The sequence below is a fragment of the Pseudomonas sp. XP1 genome, assembly GCF_053557675.1.
Genome location: NZ_JBNRIJ010000001.1, coordinates 27885 through 50111 on the forward strand (window position 1 = coordinate 27885; position 22227 = coordinate 50111).

The 22227-nt window shown below is 63.7% G+C and carries 10 protein-coding genes; 2 read left to right on the top strand and 8 right to left on the bottom strand.

From position 1 onward, the window contains the following. The 5 genes from ACK1U9_RS00135 to ACK1U9_RS00155 form a co-directional block, all read right to left on the bottom strand. Positions 1-635: class I SAM-dependent methyltransferase (locus tag ACK1U9_RS00135; RefSeq protein ID WP_449109586.1), on the bottom strand; the 635-nt coding region annotated here is incomplete at its 3' end. A 45-nt stretch (positions 636-680) separates the two neighbouring features. Further along, on the bottom strand, positions 681-1544 hold the full coding sequence (locus ACK1U9_RS00140; RefSeq protein WP_449109587.1) for a diguanylate cyclase domain-containing protein: 864 nt from the start codon (positions 1542-1544) through the stop codon (positions 681-683). Between the two features lie 199 nt (positions 1545-1743). Beyond that, on the bottom strand, positions 1744-3072 hold the full coding sequence (locus tag ACK1U9_RS00145; protein WP_135002153.1) for a TolC family outer membrane protein: 1329 nt from the start codon (positions 3070-3072) through the stop codon (positions 1744-1746). A 1-nt stretch (position 3073) separates the two neighbouring features. Continuing rightward, entirely contained in the window at positions 3074-4414 is a 1341-nt protein-coding gene (locus tag ACK1U9_RS00150) for an HlyD family type I secretion periplasmic adaptor subunit (RefSeq protein ID WP_046613999.1), read from the bottom strand. A 7-nt stretch (positions 4415-4421) separates the two neighbouring features. Beyond that, the gene (locus tag ACK1U9_RS00155; protein ID WP_085601330.1) at positions 4422-6158 is read right to left on the bottom strand and encodes a type I secretion system permease/ATPase; all 1737 of its coding nucleotides are present in this window, start codon (positions 6156-6158) and stop codon (positions 4422-4424) included. Positions 6159-6701: 543 nt separating this feature from the next. On the opposite strand from ACK1U9_RS00155, the gene ACK1U9_RS00160 reads away from it, so the two are divergent. Then, positions 6702-18080 (top strand): peroxidase family protein, encoded by an 11379-nt coding sequence (locus tag ACK1U9_RS00160; RefSeq protein ID WP_449109588.1) that lies wholly within the window; start codon positions 6702-6704, stop codon positions 18078-18080. A gap of 143 nt (positions 18081-18223) precedes the next feature. On the opposite strand, the gene ttdB is transcribed toward ACK1U9_RS00160, so the two are convergent. The 3 genes from ttdB to ACK1U9_RS00175 are packed head-to-tail and all read right to left on the bottom strand — an operon-like array spanning position 18224 to position 21120. Beyond that, positions 18224-18832 (bottom strand): L(+)-tartrate dehydratase subunit beta, encoded by a 609-nt coding sequence (gene ttdB, locus ACK1U9_RS00165; RefSeq protein WP_013972066.1) that lies wholly within the window; start codon positions 18830-18832, stop codon positions 18224-18226. Then, positions 18829-19728 carry a L(+)-tartrate dehydratase subunit alpha gene (ttdA, locus tag ACK1U9_RS00170; RefSeq protein ID WP_080958421.1) on the bottom strand — a complete coding sequence of 300 codons (900 nt, stop codon included), beginning with the start codon at positions 19726-19728 and terminating at the stop codon, positions 18829-18831. Before ttdA ends, ttdB begins: the two co-directional genes overlap by 4 nt. A gap of 54 nt (positions 19729-19782) precedes the next feature. Then, entirely contained in the window at positions 19783-21120 is a 1338-nt protein-coding gene (locus tag ACK1U9_RS00175) for a dicarboxylate/amino acid:cation symporter (RefSeq protein ID WP_449109589.1), read from the bottom strand. A gap of 195 nt (positions 21121-21315) precedes the next feature. Here ACK1U9_RS00175 and ACK1U9_RS00180 point away from each other — a divergent pair, with 195 nt between their 5' ends. Beyond that, positions 21316-22227, top strand: coding sequence for a LysR substrate-binding domain-containing protein (locus tag ACK1U9_RS00180; RefSeq protein WP_046613996.1), 912 nt, complete (start codon positions 21316-21318; stop codon positions 22225-22227).

Sequence of the window (22227 nt, forward strand, 5' to 3'; positions counted from 1 at the left end):
GGCAGCGCACTCTGCGGGTGCTGTGGCTCCTGCAGGCTGGCCAGCCGCAACCCCGCCATGTCCAGCGCGCTCAGCCAGCTGGCCAGGGTACGGAAGTACCACGGCATCACCTGCCAATCCCCGGCGAACCCGGCAAACGATTCCTCCCGCCAGCCATCCTGGTAATCCCCATCCGCCACGCCCCACGGGTGCAGGGTCTGGATCACCAGCGCACCGCCGGGCGCCAGCAACGCATTCATCGCCGCCAGCAGCGGGATGATGTCCTGCTGCAACAGGGCGAAGTTGGCACAGATCAGGTCATAGTCCTTGCCAACATAGGCCTGCCCGGCGGCCAGCTGTGCATAGCTGGCCAGGTGTACCTCGGCGGAACCGGCAGCACGCGCGGCATCCACCAGCGCCCGGTCTCCATCCACACCTACCGCCTCGACACCCCGGTCAGCCAGCGCGCGCAGCAGCCAGCCTTCACCACAGCCCAGGTCGAGCACCCGTTCGGGTTGGCGGCCAAGAATGGCCAGCAGGATGGCCTGGTCGGTGACCTGGCGACGGCTCTCGATACTGCCGCTGCGCACGGCATCGATCCAGGCCTGGGCGTTGTACTGCCAGCTGTCGAGCAAGGCGTCTTCAGGATTGCGCATGGTCATCTCCGTTGTGCTCGATTTCGCCAGCGGCCGCCAGGGCACTCAGCCGGCCGCAGCGCGCTGTCGCTTGATCCGGTACATATCGCCATCAGCATGGCGCAGCAGCATGTCGGCATCGTTGCCGTCATCGGGGAAACGGGCTACGCCAATGCTGCAGGATGGCGCATCGATGCCGGCAAACTCGGCGCCAAGTGGCTCGGCCATGGCGGCCAGGATGCGTGCCAGCTGCTCGGCGATGGCCTCTGGCGACACGTAGTCGGTCAACAGCACGGTGAACTCGTCACCGCCCATCCGCGCGACTGTATCGGTCGCACCTACGCAACCTTCCAGGCGCCGGGCCAGGGTGCACAACACGCGGTCACCCACGCTGTGGCCATGGTTGTCGTTGATGTCCTTGAAGTCATTGATATCGATGAACAGCAACGCCAGCGGCTGGTTGTGATGTCGGGCCGCGGCAAGGGCGGTGTCCAGCCGCTTGTTGAACATGGCCCGGTTGGCCAGGCGGGTGAGGGGGTCATGGTGGGCCAGGAAGCGCAGTTCTTCCTCGGCCTGGTGTTGGGCGGTGACATCCCGCGCCACACCGATGCGGGCATCGGCCTCATCGGACCAGCAGGCTGCCCACAGGATGTGCACGATACCGCCATCCTTGCGGATGTAGCGGTTGCGGAAGTCGTAATGGGATTGGCCGTTCATCACCCGGAGGATCGATGCACGGGTGATCGCCAGGTCGTCAGGGTGCATGTAGTCGGTGATCGGGGTGCCGATCAGTTCGCAGGCCCGGTAGCCCAGCAGCGCCTCGCAGGCATCGCTGACGAAAACGATCTGGTTGTCCCTGTCGACCACGAACACCGTGTCCAGCATCAGGTGGATCAGCCTGGGGTATAACGCTTGCAAGTCTACGGGCATGGGGCAGGGCGTCCGCGGCAGGGTGACCGATCATAGCCTGAAATGGAACAAAATGCGGCAGGTGCCGCATACCCTGTGGGAGCGGCCGTGCGTCGCGATGGGCTGCGCAGCAGCCCCAGGTTTTCAGCACCAATGCACAAATTGCCGGGGCCGCTTTGCGGCCCTTTCGCGACACAAGGCCGCTCCCACAAAGGCAGCATCAATTGGTAACCAATAGTTCCGGCCCGAGGTAATCGTTGATCTGCTGGATATCGTCATCCCCCAGGCTGCCCACCGACGATGCCAGGCGCAGCCGCGACATCAGGTAGTTCAGCTTCGCCTCGAACAGGTCATGCCGGGCGTCAAACAGCAATTCCTCGGCATTGAGCACATCCGAGTTGGTGCTGGTGCCGCCTTCCCTGAACCCCTTGCGGGCCGAAAGCAGCGAGCGTTCGTTGGATGCCACGGCCTTTTCCAGCGCCTGAATGCGCAAGGCGCCACTCTGCACGCCGCGGTACTCGCGGGTGGTGCCAGAGATCACTTCCTCGCGTGTGGCGTCCAGTTCATCCAGGGCCTTGGAACTGTTGGCGCTGGCCTGGCGGGTGAGGGCGCTGGTGCTGCCGCCGCTGTACAGCGGAATGTTCAGCTCCAGCCCGATCGAGCTGTAGTGGTTGCGCTGGTTCAGTTCGGAAATCGACTGGCTGCTGCCGGCGGTATAGCCTGCCACGAAATCCAGGGTCGGCCAGTGCCCGGCGCGGGCGCGTTTCACTTCTTCTTCGGCCAGCTCGTAATTGTGCCGGCGCGCATGAATCAACGGGCTGTCGGCCTGGGCCTTGACCAGCCAGTCCTGCAGGTTGCCCGGCATCAGCGGCGGGGTGCTGAAGCCCGGCTGCAAGGTGGTCAGCGACTCCGGCGTTTCACCGATGTACTCTTCCAGCTTTCGGCGGGCGTTGACCAGGTTGTCCTGGGCCTCGATCAGGTCTGCCTCGGCCAGGTCGCGACGGGCTACCGACTCGTCGATGTCGGTGATGGTGCCGGCACCCAGCTCCATGCGCCGCTTGGCCGACGCCAACTGCTCTTCGAAGGCATTCAGCTTGGCCTTGGCCAGGGTGATGGTTTCACTGGCCAGCAGCACGTCGAAGTAGGCGTCTGCCAGACGCACCGCAGCGTCCTGGCTCTTGGCATCGAACACCGCCACGCTGTAGTCGGCACGTTGCTGGCCCTGACGGTATTCGGCCATCTTCTGCTTGTTGAACAGCGGTTGGCGCAAACGCACGTTGGCGCCCTTGGAGTCATAGTCCAGGTCGCTGTCCCGGCCATTCTGACGCTGGCTGCCATTGACCTTGTTGAAGTAGCCCGCAGCGTTGATCTGCGGTAGCAGGCCGGCCTGGCCGATGGCGCGGTTCTCGCTGCCGGCTTCTTTCTCGTGCACCGCGGCGCGGTAGATCGGGCCTTGGTACTGCAGCAGGTCCCAGGCTTGCTTCAGGTCCATGGCACTGGCCTGTACGGACAACCCCAACAGGCACAACATCAGGCACGGGCGATTCATGTCATTGCTCCTTGAACGAGGCGTCCACGCGTTCGAGCATCGGCTTGAGCAGGTAGCTGAGCAGGTTGCGCTCGCCGGTCTTGATGGTGACGGTGGCCGGCATGCCGGGGCGGATGTGGTTGCTGCCCAGCAAGCCCATGCCGTCCTGCGTCACTTCCACCTGGGCCAGGTAGTACGGCTGCTTGCTTTCTTCGTCCATCAGGCGGTCGGCCGAGATCGTCTTGACCCGCCCCGGGATGTTTGGCGTCTGCGCATGGTTGAAGGCGGGGAAGGCCAGGTCCACGTCCAGGCCCGGCACCATCTTGTCGATGGCCTGCACCGGGATCATCGCGTCCACCTGCAACGGCTGGTCGAGCGGCACCACCTCCATGATCTTTGCCCCAGGCTGGATGATGCCGCCGACCGTGGCGATGCTCAGGGCCTGGACCATGCCGTCGATCGGCGAGCGGATCACCGTGTGGGTCACTTCATAGTCCAGCGCGCGCAGGCGATCGGCCAGGGTGGTGTTCTCCTTGGCGGTATCGGTCAGTTGCGATTCCACTTCCTTGAGGTAGTCGTGCTGGCGTTGCAGGATGCGCAGCTTGATCTCGGTGGCCTGGCTGCGCGTCCGGGCAATGTTGTTGAGGTTTTCGGCCTGGCCGGCGGACAGGTCGGCATTGTTGCGCTCAAGCTCCAGCAGGCGGTTGCGTGGCACATAGCCTTCGGCGGCCAGCACGCGTGTGCCTTGCAGTTCCTGGTTGAGGAAGCCGATCTGCGAGGCCCGGGCGCCATACACCTGCTGCAGCCCCTTGAGCTGCACCGCCGTGGCAGCAAGGTTTTCCTCGAGGATGCTCAGTTCACCGGCCAGGCCAGCGCGGCGTGTATCCAGCAGGCGCTGTTGCAGGTCCATGGCGGCCAGCAGGCGCGGGTCGCCGTCGTAGTGCTTGAGCAGTGCAGGGTCGAAGGTGACTGTGTCGCGGCCATCGCGTTCGGCTTCCAGGCGGTTTTCCACGGTCTTGCTGACGATGTACTGGGCACTGACCGCGCCCTGTTCGGCCACCGCGCGCAGGGCGTCCAGGCGTACCACTTCCTGGCCTTTCCTCACCACATCGCCTTCGCGCACCAGGATCGCCTCGACCGTGCCGCCGGTCAGGTGCTGCACCGCCTTGCGGTTGCTGGTGACCTTGACCGTGCCAGTGGCGACCACGCCGGCGTCCAGCGGCGCCAGGCACGACCACAGCAGGAAGCCGCCAAAGCCGGCGATGACCAGCCATACCCCCCAGCGTGCCGGCCGCCCTGCGTCCAGGTCGATCAGGTTGCGGGCCTCGGCAGGAATCAATTCGGCGTGTTGGGTCATCTGCATGATTCGGTCACTCCCGTACTTTTACCGAGGCCAGCGGCGCTGCGGTCGCCGCCGGGATCACGCTGGCCTTGCGCAGCGCCGCGAACACCTCGTCGCGGCTGCCGAGCATGTGCACGGCGCCGTCACGCAACATCAGCACCTTGTCGACCGCACACAGCACATTGGGCCGGTGGGAAATCAGGATTACCGTGGCCCCGCGCGCCTTGAGTTCGGCCAGCGCATCGACCAGGGCCTTTTCGCCGACGTCATCCAGGTTGGCATTGGGCTCGTCCAGCACTACCAGGTTCGGCTCACCATACAGCGCACGGGCCAGGGCGATGCGTTGCTTCTGGCCACCGGACAGCGGGCTGCCGTCGGCTGCCAGGCGGGTGTCGTAGCCCTGCGGGAAGCGCAGGATCATGTCGTGCACGCCGCTGCTACGGGCCGCACGGATCACCGCTTCGCTGTCCACCTCGGCGAAGCGTGCGATGTTCTCGGCGATGGTGCCCTCGAACAACTCCACGTCCTGGGGCAGGTAGCCCAGCCACGGGCCGAGTTCGGCCTTGTTCCAGGTGAAGATGTCGGCGCCGTCCAGGCGCACCTTGCCGGCCTGGGTCGGCCACACGCCTACCAGCAGGCGGGCGAGGGTGGACTTGCCCGAGGCCGAAGGGCCGATGATGCCCAGGCTTTCACCCGGGACCAGGCTGAAGCTGACCCCGCGCACGATGTTGTTGCTGGTGCCGGGGGCGCCGGCGATCACGTTTTCCACGGCCAGCATGCCCATAGGCCGCTGCAGCGACATGCTCGGTGGCCGCTGCGGGTAGTCGTGCAGCAGGTCGTTTAGCCGGCCCCAGGCAGAACGGCAGCCCAGCAGCTGCTTCCATGCGGCGATCACCTGTTCCACCGGGGCCAGGGCGCGGCCGGTAAGGATCGAGCAGGCGATCATCATGCCGGGGGTGATCTTGCCTTCGATCGCCAGCAGTGCGCCGGCACCGAGGATTACCGATTGCAAGGTGATGCGCACGAAGCGCCCGGTGCTGCTGATCACCGCGGCGCGGTCGGAGGCCAGTGTCTGCATCTGCAGGATGCGCAAGTGCCCCTGGTACCAGCGCTTGCCAATCGCCGGCAGCATGCCCATGGCTTCGATCACTTCGGCGTTGCGCAGGTTGTTGTTGGCATAGCTGGCCGAGGCCAGGGCCGCCTGGTTGGCTTCGGCCAAGGGTTTTTGCGTGGCCTTCTCGGTGAGGTAGGCCAGGCCTACCAGGATCAGCGAGCCGATCAGCGTTACCAGCCCCAGCAGCGGGTGGATCAGGTAGCAGACCAGCAGGTAGATCGGTGTCCAGGGGGCATCGAAGAAGGCAAACAGGCCGTTGCCGGTCAGAAACTGGCGCACCTGCGCAAGGTCCTGCAGGGCCTGGGCGGGGTTGCCGCCGGCGCGGCTCAGGTTGCGTTCGAAGGCAGCGCTGAAGATGCGTCGGTTCAGGTCCATGTCGAGGAAGTTGCCGACCCGGATCAGAACGCGGGTGCGGACCATCTCCAGGGCCGACATCAGCATGAACAAGCCGATCACCAGCAGGGTGAGCATGGTCAGGGTGGTGACGTTGCGGCTGACCAGGGCGCGGTCATACACCTGCAACATATAAATTGCTGGCGTCAACATCATGACGTTTATCACGCCGCTGAAGGCGGCCAGGGTAAAAAAGCTGCGGCGCAGGCGGAACAGCACATCGGCCAGCTCTGAGCGAGTGCGTGGTGGCTTGTGCATCGGGGCCTCCCTTTTATCGCAAATCGGGAAGCCCTTGCGGCGCCCCGTACAGCGGTAGTTGTGGCTTCTGGTCGGCTCGCAGGCGGGTCGCTCTAAGGGCGAATGGTCCAAAACGCTGCGCTGCTCCCACATGCTGGAGCGTAGGTTGCAGCTGGGTGGCCGGTAATATCGTTTCGCTCTATAAAATCTCTGAACTTTTCATAAGTGCCAAAAAAACAGCTAGTTGCATCGCATTATCATCGAGCGATGATTTTTTTGACGGGATATTGACAATGTTTTGCCCTACGACTTTAGTCTGAAGTATTCGGGCCCTGTGCGAGCTGGGGTCGATGCATGTGCGTTACAGCTGTATCGCATGCTTAACAAGGCCCCCTGACAGCGGTGCCGGCTTGCGAATGATTAGGCCAGTGGGAGCCAGCACAAGAGTGTTGTGCCCACTGCACCTGTAATACCGAACCAGTATCTGCGCACGTCAACACTGACTGGGCGCGGGAAGGACCCTGTTGCCCTGTGTCATCTCCGGACAGATCGAGGGCAATTGAAATGGCAGATTTCAGCAAGTCGGACCTGGAGTTCATCCTTCAGCAGATTTTCATCGCCGAAGCCCACGCCGATGGCGCGAGCCTGATCGACCTGCTGCCCAACAGCCAGGTACCGTTCGGCCTGCGCACCGTGGACGGCAGCTACAACAACCTGGTGACCGGGCAGAGTGAGTTCGGCGCCGCCGACAATTCGTTCCTGCGCCTGCTCAGTCCGTCCTTCACCGGCGCCTATGCCGGCACCGGTACGGTCACCGACTCGCAACCACGTACCATCAGCAACCTGATCGTCGACCAGACGGCGAACAACCCGGCCGCAGTCGAAGCCAATGGCGGCGCCGCCCCGGTGATCAGCCCCGGCATCGACGGGGTATTCGGTACCGCTGACGACAAAGAAGTGTTTTTCATTCCCAACGTGTCGCCCGACGTCGGCCTGACCGCCGGCTTCAACGCCTGGATGACCTTCTTCGGGCAGTTCTTCGACCACGGTCTGGACCTGGTCACCAAAAGCAGCACCGACGTCGTGTTCATCCCGCTGCAGCCGGACGACCCGCTATTCGTTGAGGGCAGCCCGACCAACTTCATGGTGCTGCCGCGTGCCGTACGCACTGCCGGCGCCGATGGTGTGGTGGGTACGGCCGACGATGGTCAGACCAACACCACCTCGCCGTTCGTCGACCAGAGCCAGACCTACAGCTCGCACCCCTCGCACCAGGTGTTCCTGCGTGAATACACGCTCAATGCCGCAGGCGACCCGGTAGCCACCGGGCGGCTTATCACCAACCGTGATCTGGGCGCCGATGGCCGCTTCGGCACTGCTGACGATGGCAATGGCGAAAACGGTGGCATGGCCACCTGGGCAGTGGTCAAGGCCCAGGCCCGCGACCTGCTCGGCATCAACCTGACCGACGCCGACGTGCACAGCGTGCCGCTGCTGGCCACCGACCCCTACGGCAACTTCCTGCGCGGGCCCAACGGCATGCCGCAGGTAGTGATGCGCGTGAACAATGGCGCCGACGGCATCGCCGGTACCGCCGACGACGTCACCACGCTGGTCGAAGGCAACCGCGACGCGCCGATCAGCCTGGCCAATGCCGTGAGCACCGGGCATGGCTTCCTTGACGACATCGCCCACAACGCCGCGCCGGTGATCGTGAACGGTGTGCTGCAGGCCGACGCCGATACTGCTGTGGGCAACGCACAGCCGGTGGGGCCGGGTGGCAACAACCTGACCTACGACAACGAACTGCTCGACGCCCACTACATCGCCGGCGACGGGCGGGTGAACGAGAACATCGGCCTCACTGCCGTGCACCATGTGTTCCACTCCGAGCACAACCGCCTGGTGCAGCAGACCAAGGACACCCTGTTGGCTTCTGGCGATGTGGCGTTCCTCAACCAGTGGCTGATCGATGATGTTGCTGCCATCCCCACCACGCCCGCCGAAATCGCCGCGCTGGTATGGGACGGCGAGCGGCTGTTCCAGGCTGCCAAGTTCGGCACCGAGATGCAGTACCAGCACCTGGTGTTCGAAGAGTTCGCCCGCACCATCCAGCCGCAGATCGACGAATTCCTCGCCCCCAACGGCTACGACACCTCGATCGACCCGGCCATCCTCGCCGAGTTCGCCCATGTGGTGTACCGCTTCGGTCACTCGATGCTGACCGAGACCGTCGACCGCTTCGACCCGGCATTCGCCCCGGTGAACGGCGACCCGCAGCTCGGCCTGATCGCTGCCTTCCTCAACCCGCTGGCCTTCGCTGGCAGTGGCGCTACCGCCGATGAAGCGGCCGGCGCGATCATCCGTGGCGTCACCCGTCAGCTGGGCAACGAAATCGACGAGTTCGTCACCGAGGCGCTGCGCAACAACCTGCTTGGCCTGCCGCTGGATCTGCCCGCGCTGAACATTGCCCGTGGCCGTGACACCGGCATCCCCACCCTCAACGAGGCGCGGCGCGATTTCTACGCCATGACCGGCGACAGTCAGCTCAAGCCGTACATCAGCTGGGCCGACTTTGCCGACCATCTCAAGCACCCGGCGTCGCTGATCAACTTCATCGCTGCCTACGGCACCCACGCCACCATCACCGGGGCGGACACCGAAGCGGCCAAGCGCGCCGCCGCCGTGGCGCTGGTGCTTGGTGGTGACGGCGCGCCAGCGGACCGCCTGGACTTCCTCAACGGCACCGGCGCCTATGCCAACGTGACACTGGCCGGCGCGGACGGCATCCCCGGCACCGCCGATGACATCAGCGGGGTGACCGTGACCGGCGTCGATGATATCGACTTCTGGGTCGGTGGCCTGGCAGAGCAGAAGATGCCATTCGGCGGCATGCTCGGCTCCAGCTTCAACTTCGTCTTCGAGACCCAGCTGGAAGCCCTGCAGAACGGCGACCGGTTCTACTACCTGTCGCGCACCGCGGGCATGAACTTCGGCACCGAACTGGAGAACAACTCCTTCGCCAAGCTGATCATGCTCAACTCCGATGTCACCCACCTGTCGAACACCGTGTTCCTCACGCCCACCTTCACCCTGGAGGTGGACCAGACCAAGCAGTTCACCGGCCTGGGCGCCGACGGCCGGGCCGACCCGACGGGCGGCATCATGATCAACGGTGTCGAAGTGGTGCCGCTGGTGATTCGCGACAACCCCGATACCGTGGGTACCGACACGAACTTCCTGCATTACACCGGCGAAGACCACGTGGTGCTGGGCGGCACCTCCGGCAACGACATCATCATCTCCGGTGAGGGCGACGATACCCTATACGGTGACGCCGGCAACGACACCCTTGAAGGCGGTGCGGGCAACGATGCGGTCCTGGGCGGCGCCGGTGACGACATCATCACCGACTCCTTCGGCGACAACCGCCTGGAAGGCAACGACGGCAACGATGTGATCGTCGCCGGCAGCATGCTGGTGGGCGGTAACCTGATCCTGGGCGGCAACGGCCAGGACTTCATCATCACCACCGAAGACATCAGCACCACATTCGGCGGCCAGGGCGACGACTTCATCCTCGGCGCCAAGACCAACCTGCCACCGACCGGCAACGAGGGGGACGACTGGATCGAGAAGGGCACCCAGGACGGTGCACCTGGCGACAACTTCGCGCCGCTGCTGGGTGACGAAGTGATCGGCAACGACATCTTCGTCGGTGGCGGTGGCTTCGACGAAATGATCGGCGAGGGCGGTGACGACATCTTTGTCGGCAGCGACGCCCAGGACAAGATGGACGGCATGTCCGGCTTCGACTGGATTACCAACAAGAATGACCAGGTTGGTGTCACCGTCGACCTGAGCCTGGCTGCCCTGGCTCAACCCCATGGCAACGCACCGAACCAGAACACCGGCATTTTCAACCCGGTCGGCGCTTCGCCGGCTTCCATCCTCGACCGCTTCGCCGAAGTCGAGGGCGTGTCCGGCTCGAACTTCGCCGATGTGCTCAAGGGCGATGATGTCGATGCCGTGACCATCCTCAACCACGGCGGTGCCACCGGCAGTGCGCTGACCAACGTGGCACTGATCCGTGGCCTGCAGCAGTTCCTGGCCGATGCCGGGTTGCCGACCACCGGCTTTGCCACCGGCAACATCATGCTTGGCGGCAACGGCAGCGACCTGATCGAAGGCCGCGGGGGGGATGACCTGATCGACGGCGACAAGTGGCTCAACGTGCGCATTGCCGTGTATGCCCCGGGAGACGTCGACCACACCGGCCCCGAGATCGCCAGCTTCGACAGCATGGTCGACATGATCCCGTTCATGCTCGACCGTACCTATAACCCCGGGCAGCTCAAGGCCGTGCGGGAAATCCTGCCTGGCACCTCGACAGGTGGAGCGGCGTTCGACACGGCGGTGTTCTCGGGGGTGCAGAGCGAGTACACGGTGACTCAGAACACCAAAGGTACGCTCGACACATCCGATGATGTCTGGACGGTGACCGACAACGTGGCTGGCCGCGATGGCGTCGATACCCTGTTGCACATCGAACGCCTGCAGTTCGCCGACAGCCAGCGGGTGCTGGTGGAAGGCGTGAATGCGCAACCTGTCGGCAGCCCGGCCATTACCGACGGCAACGGCGGTGCTATCACCGTGGGCGATCTGCTTACGGTTAACGTGGCCGGCGTGCGGGATGCCGATAACATCAGCGCCGGCAACCCGTTGGGCACGCTCGCCGACCGGTCGGTGTCGTACTACTGGCAGTTCGAGGCTACCCCGGGCAGCGGTGTGTTCGAAGACATCATCCTGCTGCCGGCCGGCGACCTGGCGTTCCAGAGTGCCGACGGCACCTCGTTCAAGGTGTCACCAGACCTGGCCGGGTTGTCCCTTCGGGTCAAGGCGATCTACCAGGACGCCCATGGCACCACCGAAGTGCTGTTCTCCCAGCCCACCACCGTGGTGCAACCGGGCGCGCCTGTGGTACCGACACCAGCCACGCCGGTGGCGGATGCCACGGCTGGCGGTGCCGGGTTGCACATGGTGCGTTCCGACCTCAACTTCATCCTCGAGCAGATTAAGATTGCCGAGGCCGACGCCAACGGGGCAGATATCCTCTCGCTGCTGCCCAACATTCGCGCGCCACTGGGCCTGCGGGCGGTGGATGGTTCGAACAACAACCTGATGAACCTCAACGGTATCAACAACACGCAGTACGGTGCTGCCGACAACGTCTTCCCGCGCGTGACCGACCCAGTGTTCAACCCGGCCGAGGGTGCACCGGCCGGCTTCTTCGGCCCTGGTTCGCCGGCCATTCCGGGCTCGTCGTACGAGCAGACCAGCGGCCCGGTATTCGACTCGCAACCACGCACCATCAGTAACCTGGTGGTCGACCAGACCTCCAACAACCCGGCGGCCTATGCCACCGCGTATGACCCCGGTGCGGACGGCGTGCTCAACTTCGGCGCCGTGGGCAACGACGACGTGCTCAAGGACGGCGTGCGCATCGTCGCCAGCCCGGGCATGGACGGCCAGTTCGGCACCGCCGACGACCACGACGTGTACCTGTTCGAGAACACCGCCGCCGATGCTGGCCTGTCCGCGCCGTTCAACGCCTGGATGACCTTCTTCGGGCAGTTCTTCGACCATGGCCTGGACCTGGTCACCAAGGGGGGCTCCGGCACCATCTACATCCCGCTGCAACCGGATGACCCGCTGTACGTGGAGGGCGGTTTCACCAACTTCATGGTGGTGACCCGTGCCACCAACCTGCCCGGGCCGGATGGCATCCTCGGCAATGCCGATGACATCCACGAGCACACCAATACCACCACCCCGTTCGTGGACCAGAACCAGACCTACAGCTCGCATCCTTCGCACCAGGTGTTCCTGCGCGGTTATGTGCTGACCGACGACGGGCCTGTCGCTACTGGCCGGTTGATCACCAACCGGGACTTGGGCGCCGACGGCCGTTACGGTACCGCCGACGACACCGAAATTGGTGGCATGGCGACCTGGAAGGTGGTCAAGGCCCAAGCCCGTGACGTACTGGGCATCAACCTGACCGATGCTGACGTCGACAACGTGCCGCTGCTGGCGACCGATGCCTACGGCAACTTCATCAAGGGGCCCAACGGCTTCCCGATGGTGATCATGAAAGGGGCCGATGGCATTGCCGGCACGGCCGACGACCAACAGGTCGAAGGCAATCCGCTAGCGCCGATCGACCTGACCAACGCCGTGCGCACCGGCCACCAGTTCCTTGCCGACATCGCGCACAATGCCGTGCCGGTGTTCAGCAATGGCATACTGGTGCCTGATGCCGATACCGACGTGGGCAACGCCGTGCCGGTGAACCCCCAGACCGGCGCCAACCTGGCCTACGACAACGAGCTGCTCGATGCGCACTACATCGCCGGCGACGGCCGGGTCAACGAGAACATCGGCCTGACTGCCGTGCATGCGATCTTCCACTCCGAGCACAACCGGCTGGTGGCGCAGACCATGGACACCGTGCTCGACTCGGGTGACCTGGCCTTCATCAACGAGTGGTTGCTCAACCCGATAGCCGTGCTGCCGGCCGACCAGGCCGCAATCGACGCACTGGTGTGGAATGGCGAGCGCTTGTTCCAGGCGGCGAAGTTCGGTACCGAAATGCAGTACCAGCACCTGGTGTTCGAGGAGTTCGCCCGCACCGTGCAACCGCGTGTCGACCTGTTCTTCGCCCCGACCCAGGTGTATGACGTCGACCTCGATGCGTCGATCGTTGCCGAGTTCGCACACACCGTGTACCGCTTCGGCCACTCGATGCTGACCGAGACCGTCGACCGCTTCGACGTCGACTTCAACGTCATCAGCGACCCGGCCAGCGCCAATCCCGACCAGCAACTGGGCCTGATCGCGGCGTTCCTCAACCCGCTGGCGTATGCCGCCAGCGGTGTCACCCCCGAGGATGCCACCAGCGCCATCGTGCGCGGGGTCACCCGCCAGGCCGGTAACGAGATCGACGAGTTCGTCACCGAGGCGCTGCGCAACAACCTGCTCGGCCTGCCCCTGGACCTGCCGGCGATCAACATCGCCCGCGGCCGCGACGTCGGTATCCCTTCGCTGAACGCTGTGCGCCGCGACATCTACGCGCAAACCGGCGATACCCAGCTCAAGCCTTACACCAGCTGGGTCGACCTGGTGCAGCACCTGAAGCATCCGGAGTCGCTGATCAACTTCATTGCTGCCTACGGCACCCACAGCACCATCACCGGGGCTACCACGTTGCTGGAAAAACGTGCGGCAGCCATGGCCTTGGTGTTCGGCGGCGACGGTGCACCAGCCGATCGCCTGGACTTCCTCAACAGCACCGGTGCCTATGCCAATGTCACGCTTCCTGGCAAGGATGGCGTACTCGGCACCGTCGATGACCTGCGGGCGGTGACCGTGACCGGGGTCGATGCCATCGACCTTTGGATCGGCGGCCTGGCGGAGGCGAAAACCCCGTTCGGCGGCATGCTCGGCACCACCTTCAACTTCGTGTTCGAGAACCAGATGGAGAAACTGCAGGACGGCGACCGCTTCTACTACCTGGAGCGCACTGCTGGCCTGTCGATGAACGCCGAACTGGAAAGCAACTCGTTCGCCAAGCTGATCATGGCCAACACCTCGGCCACCCACCTGCCGGGCCTGGTGTTCTCCGACCCGGGCTTCTACCTGGAAGTGGACCAGAGCAAGCAGTTCAACGAAGGCCTGGGCAATGCCGACCCACTGGGCGAAAACGGCGAGCAGGTGGTGTTCCGCGACAGCCCGCTGACAGCAGGCCCGGACACCAACTACATCCGCTATGCCGGTGACCAGCACATCGTGCTGGGTGGCACCGACGGTGACGACATCCTGGTCTCCAGCGAGGGTGACGACACGGTCTGGGGCGATGGTGGCAACGACCGCATCGAAGGTGGCGATGGCAACGACCAGCTGCGTGGTGGTGCCGGCGACGACATCATCAGCGACATGGGTGGTGACGACAACATCCAGGGCGGCGACGGCAACGATGTGCTGCACGGCGGTAATGGCGTCAACCTGATCATCGGCGGTTTCGGCAACGACTTCATCGTCACCGGTGAGGACGCCTCCGAAGCCATCGGCGGCCAGGGCAACGACTTCATCCTGGGCAGCAAGGCCAACGAGCAGGACATGGGCAACGAAGGTGACGACTGGATCGAGAAGGGCACCTCGGACGGTGCGCCTGGCGACAACTTCGACCCGCTCGGCAACGACCCGATCATCGGCAACGACGTGTTCATCGGAGGCAACGAGAACGACAAGTTCAACGGTGAAGGCGGCGACGACATCATGGTTGGCAGCCTGGGCTTCGGTGACCGCTACATCGGTGGTTCCGGCTACGACTGGGCGACCTTCAAGGGGCTGGCCCAGGGCGTGACCGTCGACTTCAGCGACCGCTTCTTCGATGTGCCGCCGGTACCGGGTTCGGGCGCGTCTGCGCTGGTGCGCTTCGACATCATGGAAGGCCTGTCGGGTTCGGCCCATGGCGACTTCCTGCGCGGTGACAGCGAAACTTCTGCCACCTTGCCTACCAATGGCGCCAACGGCAGCGTGCTGACCAACATCAGCCTGATTGACGGCCTGGCCGGCCTGCTGGCTGCCGGGGCAACGTTCTACGACGGTGGCAACATCATCCTCGGCGGTAGTGGTAGCGACCTGATCGAAGGCCGTGGTGGCGACGACATCCTCGACGGTGACAAGTGGCTGAACGTGCGCATCAGCGTGCGCGCCAACAGCGACGGCACCGGCCCGGAAATCGCCAGCTACGACAGCATGGAGCCGATGGTGCCGCTGATGCTCAATGGCACCTACAACCCGGGCCAGCTGGTGATCGTCCGTGAAATCCTGAGCGGCACCGACAGCTACGACACGGCGGTGTTCTCGGGGGTGGCCAGCGACTATAGCGTGGTGGTCGATGGCAACTCGGTGATCGTCACTGACCTGGTGGACGGGCGTGATGGTGTCGACCGCCTGACCGGTATCGAACGCCTGCAGTTCTCCGACAGCGCCCAGGCCTCCGGTGTGGGTACTGCGGTCAACGCCGGCCCAACGGGCCACCTGGCGATCCTCGACGCTGTCACCGGCCTGCGTAACGACACATCGGTCAGCGGTCAGTTGCTGCGGGTTAGCAACCTGGCGGTACACGATGCCGACAATGTCAGCGCCACCAATGCGAGCGGCGCCATCAACGGGCCTGTGGCGTACTATTGGCAAGTCGAGACCCTGCCAGGTTCGGGTGTCTATGAAGACATCACCTTCGTCGCTGCCGGCGAAGTTTCCCGGGCCACCGGCGCCACCTACCGGGTCACGGACGATGTGGCGGGGCTGAACATCCGCGTTCGGGCGGTGTATCAGGACGCCAAGGGCACGCTGGAAATCGTCGATTCGGCGGCGAACAGCGCGCCGACCGCCGGGCCGACCGTGACCGGGCTGCTGGTGCAGAACCAGACGCTCACCGCCAACACGGCGACCATCGTCGATGCCGACGGCCTGAGCAACCCGCAGTTCACCTTCCAGTGGCAGTCCAACCGAGGGCTCGGCTGGGTCAATATTGCCGGCGCCATCAGCAGCACCTTTGTCCTTACCCAGGAACAGGTAGGGCAGAACATGCGGGTGGTGGTCAGCTATGTGGACGACTTCGGCGTGCAGGAAAGCATCGCCTCCGACATCCTCGACCCGGTGGCCAACGTAAACGATGCGCCTACCGGTGCCGTGCTGATCAGCGACACCACGCCAGCCCAGGGGCAGACGTTGACGGCGCTTACCGGCAGTATTGCCGACCTGGACGGGCTGGGGGCGTTCAGCTTCCAGTGGCAGCAAGGTACTGGCGGCATCTTCACCAACATCATTGGTGCCACTTCGGCCACCTTCGCCCCGGGCCTCGACCAGGGAGGCCAGCAACTGCAGGTGATCGTGCGCTACACCGACGCCTTCGGCACGCAGGAGTCACTCACCTCGGCGGCGACTGCTGCAGTGCCAGCCTTGACGCTGGTCGGCACCAATGGCGCCGATATCCTGATCGGGAGCGCAGGCAATGACGTGATCTCTGGCCTGGACGGTGCCGATCAGCTGTTTGGCGGGCTTGGCAACGACATCCTCAACGGCGGGCTTGGCGCGGATGCCATGAACGGCGGTGGTGGCAACGACACCTTCGTGGTCGACAACGTCGGCGACACAGTGATCGAGGCGCTTAACGGCGGTGTCGACTTGGTGCAGACCAGCCTGGCCAGCTACGCCTTGGGTGCCAACGTTGAAAGCCTGACATATACCGGGGTGGGTAACTTCATCGGTACCGGTAACGCGCTGGACAACGTCATCACCGGGGGCGCTGGCAACGATCTGCTCAATGGCGGTGCGGGTGCCGACCGTCTGGTGGGCGGTCTGGGGAACGACATCTATGTGGTGGATAACGCCGCGGATGTGGTGATCGAGGCCACGGGGGGCGGTACTGATACCGTGCGTACGACGCTAGCCAGCTACGGCATGGCCAGCAACATCGAGAACCTGATCTATACCGGGGTGGGCAATTTCTTCGGTGGTGGTAACACGCTGGACAACATCATCAGCGGAGGCGCAGGCAACGACTTGCTCAATGGCGGTATAGGTGCCGACCGTCTGGTGGGTGGTCTCGGTAACGATACCTATATGGTGGATAACGCCGGGGATGTGGTGATCGAGGCTGCGGGGGCCGGTACTGATACCGTGCGTACCTCGCTCGCTAGCTACGGTATGGCCAACAACATCGAGAACCTGATCTATACCGGGGTGGGCAATTTCTTCGGTGGTGGTAACACGCTGGACAACGTCATCACCGGTGGCGCTGGCAACGATCTGCTCAATGGCGGTGCGGGTGCCGACCGTATGGTGGGTGGCCTGGGGAACGACATCTATGTAGTGGATAACGCCGCTGATGTGGTGATCGAGACCACGGGGGCCGGTACTGATACCGTGCGTACGACGCTAGCCAGCTACGGCATGGCCAACAACATCGAGAACCTGATCTATACCGGGGTGGGCAATTTCTTCGGTGGTGGTAACACGCTGGACAACATCATCAGCGGAGGCGCAGGCGACGACTTGCTCAATGGCGGGATAGGTGCCGACCGTCTGGTGGGTGGTCTCGGCAACGACACCTATATGGTGGATAACACCGGGGATGTGGTGATCGAGGCTGCGGGGGCCGGTACTGATACCGTGCGTACGACGCTAGCCAGCTACGGCATGGCCAACAACATCGAGAACCTGATTTATACCGGGGTGGGCAACTTCTTCGGTGGCGGTAATACGCAGGACAACATAATTAGCGGAGGTGCTGGCAACGACGTGCTCAATGGCGGTGTGGGTAACGACCTGCTGAACGGTGGTGCGGGCAATGACCTGCTCAACGGTGGTGCAGGTAACGACCAACTGCTGGGTGGCATTGGCAACGATAACTTGGACGGTGGCGACGGCAACGACAGCCTGGATGGTGGCCTCGGTGTCGACATCCTGAACGGCGGGGCAGGCAACGACACGCTGTTCGGCGATGATGGCAACGACATCCTGTCGGGTGGTAGCGGAAGTGACTTCCTCAACGGCGCAGCAGGCGATGATACGGTCAACGGCGGTGCGGGCGATGACACGATGATGGCCACTGATGGCAATGATGTCTTCCAGTTCGCCGCAGGCTTCGGCAATGACCTGATCATCAACTTCGACAGCGATGCGACGGGTGGGCAGGACCTGCTGGATATCACTGCCTTCAACATCACCGCGGCTACCTTTGCCGCCAACGTTACCATCGCCGATGACGGCGCGGACACGCTGGTCAGCATCGGTGCTACCGACTCCATCCGCCTGGTGGGAGTGGCGGATGCAACCACAGTGACTGCAGCGGACTTCAACCTGTCGGTTTGAGGAACCGAAGGATAAGCTGTCGGCTTGAAATGCACGGGCTGCTGCGTGGCCCATCGCGACACAAGGCCGCTCCTACAGGAGATCCCCTGTAGGAGCGGCCTTGTGTCGCGAAGGGCCGCAAAGCGGCCCCATGTCGCACGCAGTTACTTGATGAACCGCACCTGGCTGTTGATCTTCTCGATCACCGCCCCCTTGCGTTCGTTGAACCGGGCCTTGTTCTGCTCGAACAGGTTGTTGCCCTTGGTGTCGATGGAGATGATCAGCGGGCCGAACTCGCGCACGCGGTTAACCCACAGCGTCTCCGGCATGCCCAGGTCCTGCCATTCCGCCCGCTCGATCTCTTCCACCTGGGTCGCTGCCAGCACCGCGCAACCGCCCGGGAACACTGCATGCACTGCCATGTTCTCCAGGCAACCGGTCGTGGTTTCCGGGCCCATGCCGCCCTTGCCGACGATCAGCTTGACGCCGGTCTGCTCGATGAACTGCTTCTCGAACTTTTCCATGCGCATGCTGGTGGTCGGGCCAATGGAGACCATCTCGAAGCTGCCATCGTCCTTCTTCCTGACGATGGGGCCCGCGTGGAAAATCGCGCCGCCACGCAAGTCGACCGGCAGCTCGCGGCCCAGCTCGATGAGCCGGCGGTGGGCAACGTCACGGCAGGTCACCAGTTGGCCGGTGAGGTAGACCACATCGCCCACGTTGAGGTTGGCCAGGTCTTCGTCGCTGATAGGTGTGCTCAGGATCTTTTTCACAGTACTACCCCTTCGTGCGAGAGGATGTCGTAGGACAGGTCGGCGTTGATGCGGATCTTGCCGCGGCGGTGCGCCCAGCAGCCGGTGGACACCGCCACACCGATGGTGGACGGGTGGCGGGCCGAAGACTCGATGTTCACGCCCATCACGCTGCTGTTGCCGGTAAGGCCCTGCGGGCCGATGCCGATTTCGTTGAGGCCTTCCTCCAGCAACTTTTCCATCATCGCCGCGCTTTCGTTGGGGTGGCTGGAGTCCACTTCGCGCAGGATGGCCTTCTTCGACAGGCGTGCCGCTGTCTCCACCGAGGTCGATACCCCTACACCCACCAGCAGTGGCGGGCAGGCATTGACACCGCGCGAGGTGATGACATCGAAGACGAACTCGGTCACCCCTTCATAGCCTTGCCCCGGCATCAGTACCTTGGCCGAGCCCGGTAGGGTGCAGCCACCGCCGGCCATGTACACGTCGATGATGGCGTAGTCGGCATCGGGGATGATTTCCCAGTCCAGCCACGGGATTTTCGAGCCAGTGTTGGTGCCGGTGTTCTTCTCGATGAAGGTTTCCACCGCATTGTGACGCAGCGGCCCCTGGATGGTGGCTTCCCTGGTGGCGTTCTCGAGGATGCCTTCCATCTCGCCCAGCAGCGGGAAGCGCGCGCCTGCCGAGACGAAGTACTGGATGACGCCGGTGTCCTGGCAACTGGGCCGGTTGAGCTTGTCGGCGTATTCCTGGTTGTCGGCCATCGAGTCGTACACGGCGATGGCCAGCGGGTTGGTTTCGGCGGCGCGCAACTTGGCGGTCTTTTCCTTGACGTCGCGGGGCAGGCGCTTGCCGATATAGGCGGTGAACTTGGCCATCACGTCGGTAAGCGATGACACGGCTGTTTCTTTGTCCATGATTATTTCCTCACTGCATCACAAGGCGGGTTCTTTTTGCTGATTTTCGAAAGGTCAGGGTGCGGGTGTGCCGGCCTCCATGCGTGCGAGGGCAGGGTGCGGCGCAGCGGCTTCGGGTTCGGGGGCGGCCGGCAGCTGGCCGTCCAGGGCCTGGGCCATGCGCTGCTTGTCCAGCGCACCCACCCAGCTGGCGATGGCCACGGTGCCGACCGCGTTGCCGATGGTGTTGGTGATGGCCCGGGCTTCGGACATGAAGCGGTCCACGCCCAGCAGCAGGACCATGCCGGCGACCGGGATGTTGTCCATGGTCGCCAGGGTCGCGGCCAGGGTGATGAAGCCCGAGCCGGTTACGCCTGCAGAGCCTTTGGAGGTGAGCAGCAGCACACCCAGCACGATCAGTTGGTCCATCAGGGGCAACGGTGTGTTGGTGGCCTGGGCGATGAAGATGGCGGCCATGGTGTAGTAGATGCACTGGCCGTCCGGGTTGAAAGTAAGGCCCGAAGGGATCACCAGGCCGACCACAGGCTTGGACACGCCAACCTTTTCCAGCTTGTTCATCAGTTGCGGCACCACCGACTCGGATGAGCTGGTACCCAGTACCGTGAACAGTTCTTCCTTGAGGTACTTGAGGAACTTCCACAGGTTGAAGCCGCACAGCCGGGCGATGGCGCCCAGCACCACCACCACGAACAGGAAGCAGGTCAGGTACATGGTCGCCATCAGCTTGCCTAGCGAAACGATCGAGCCCAGCCCGTACTTGCCCACGGTGAAGGCCATGGCCCCGCAGGCGGCCAGCGGTGCCACGCGCATGATCATGCCGACGATGAAGAACATGCCGTGGGAGAACGCTTCAAGCACATCCACCATCGGCTTGCCGCGCGGGCCCAGGTGGGAGAGGGCGATGCCGAACAGGGTGCTGAACAGCAGGATCGGCAGGATCTCGTTCTTGGCGAAGGCATCGGTCACGCTGCCGGGTATCACGTGCAGCAGGAAGTCGATGAAGCCGCCGCTGTTGCCGGCTGCCGCGGCGGTGTAAGTGGAGATGCTCTTGGCATCCAGGGTGGCAGGGTCGACGTTCATGCCCTGGCCGGGCTGCACGATGTTGACCACCACCAGGCCCAGTACCAGGGCAAAGGTGGACAGCACTTCGAAGTAGATCAGCGCGCGCACGCCGACACGGCCGAGTTCCTTCATGTTTTCCATCTTGGCGATGCCCAGCACCACCGTGGCGAAGATGATCGGGGCGAAGACCATCTTGATCAGTTTGATGAAGGCATCACCAATGGGCTTCAGGTCAGCGCCAACCTGTGGCCAGAACACCCCGATCAGCACCCCGAGGGTTACGCCGATCAATACCTGTACGTAGAGCTTGCCGAACAATCGCTTGGCCATTGCCGTCTCCGAATTATTGTTGTGAGTCGGATTTATCTGGCGGCCGGGCTGCTCGTGAGGGTGCAGGTCACACCTGGCCTTGGCGGCCGAAGAGCCCAGCTTTGTTGTGGTTAATCACGCAGGGCAAAAGGTAATGGTTTTTCAAAAATGCTGTAATACAATGAAATTCAACTCATTATTTCCCTCAGGTTAATTATGAATCCGGTATCGGAGCTGGCGTTCTTCACCCAACTGATCAGGGTGGGAAGCCTGGCGGGCACTGCTCGCGAACTGAACCTGACCCCGCCAGCTGTCTCCAAGCGCCTGGCGCAGCTGGAACAGCGCCTGGGCGTGCGCCTGCTAAACCGCACTACACGCAGCATCAGCCTTACCGCCGAGGGCGAGACTTACCTGGTGAATGCCAAGCGCATACTGGGCGAGATCGAGGAAATGGAGCGGCAGGTGTCCAGCAGCCGCGCCGAGCCCAAGGGCTTGCTGCGGGTCAATGCGCCGCTGGGCTTTGGCCGAACTCACGTGGGGCCGGCGGTGTCATCGTTTGCCAAGCGCTACCCCGAGGTGGAGGTGCAGTTGCACCTGACCGACCGCCCCATTGCCCTGCCGAACGACGCCATAGACGTGGGCATCCGCTTTGGCGAGTTGCCCGACTCGCGGCTGATCGCCCGCAAGATCGCGGCCAACCGCCGGCGATTGTGCGCGTCGCCCGGTTACCTGGAGGCCCACGGTACCCCTGAGGCGCCGAAGGACCTGGCCAGCCACAACTGCATCGTATTGCGCCAGAACGACGCCGCGTTCGGTATCTGGCGGCTCAGCCGCGGCAAGCAGAGCGAGTCGGTGAAGGTGCATGGCAGCCTCAGCACCAACGATGGCGAGGTCGCCCTGAACTGGGCGCTGGACGGGCAGGGTATCCTGCTACGGGCCGAGTGGAACCTGGCCGACCACCTGCGCAGCGGGCGCCTGGTGGAAGTGTTGGGCGATTACCAGACGCCGCCTGCGGACATTTATGCGGTGTACCTGGAGCGCCTCAACCTGTCGGCCAAGGTGTCGTGCTTCGTCGAGCACCTGAGGGCGTTCTTCCGCCAGGGCGACAGCCGGGCGGCGTGGCAGTAA

Excerpts from the sequence above, each read along its gene's own strand:
- ACK1U9_RS00140 (WP_449109587.1), bottom strand. The coding sequence starts at position 1,544 with ATGCCCGTAGACTTGCAAGCGTTATACCCCAGGCTGATCCACCTGATG.
- ACK1U9_RS00145 (WP_135002153.1), bottom strand. The coding sequence starts at position 3,072 with ATGAATCGCCCGTGCCTGATGTTGTGCCTGTTGGGGTTGTCCGTACAG.
- ACK1U9_RS00150 (WP_046613999.1), bottom strand. The coding sequence starts at position 4,414 with ATGCAGATGACCCAACACGCCGAATTGATTCCTGCCGAGGCCCGCAAC.
- ACK1U9_RS00155 (WP_085601330.1), bottom strand. The coding sequence starts at position 6,158 with ATGCACAAGCCACCACGCACTCGCTCAGAGCTGGCCGATGTGCTGTTC.
- ACK1U9_RS00160 (WP_449109588.1), top strand. The coding sequence starts at position 6,702 with ATGGCAGATTTCAGCAAGTCGGACCTGGAGTTCATCCTTCAGCAGATT.
- ttdA (WP_080958421.1), bottom strand. The coding sequence starts at position 19,728 with ATGGACAAAGAAACAGCCGTGTCATCGCTTACCGACGTGATGGCCAAG.
- ACK1U9_RS00175 (WP_449109589.1), bottom strand. The coding sequence starts at position 21,120 with ATGGCCAAGCGATTGTTCGGCAAGCTCTACGTACAGGTATTGATCGGC.
- ACK1U9_RS00180 (WP_046613996.1), top strand. The coding sequence starts at position 21,316 with ATGAATCCGGTATCGGAGCTGGCGTTCTTCACCCAACTGATCAGGGTG.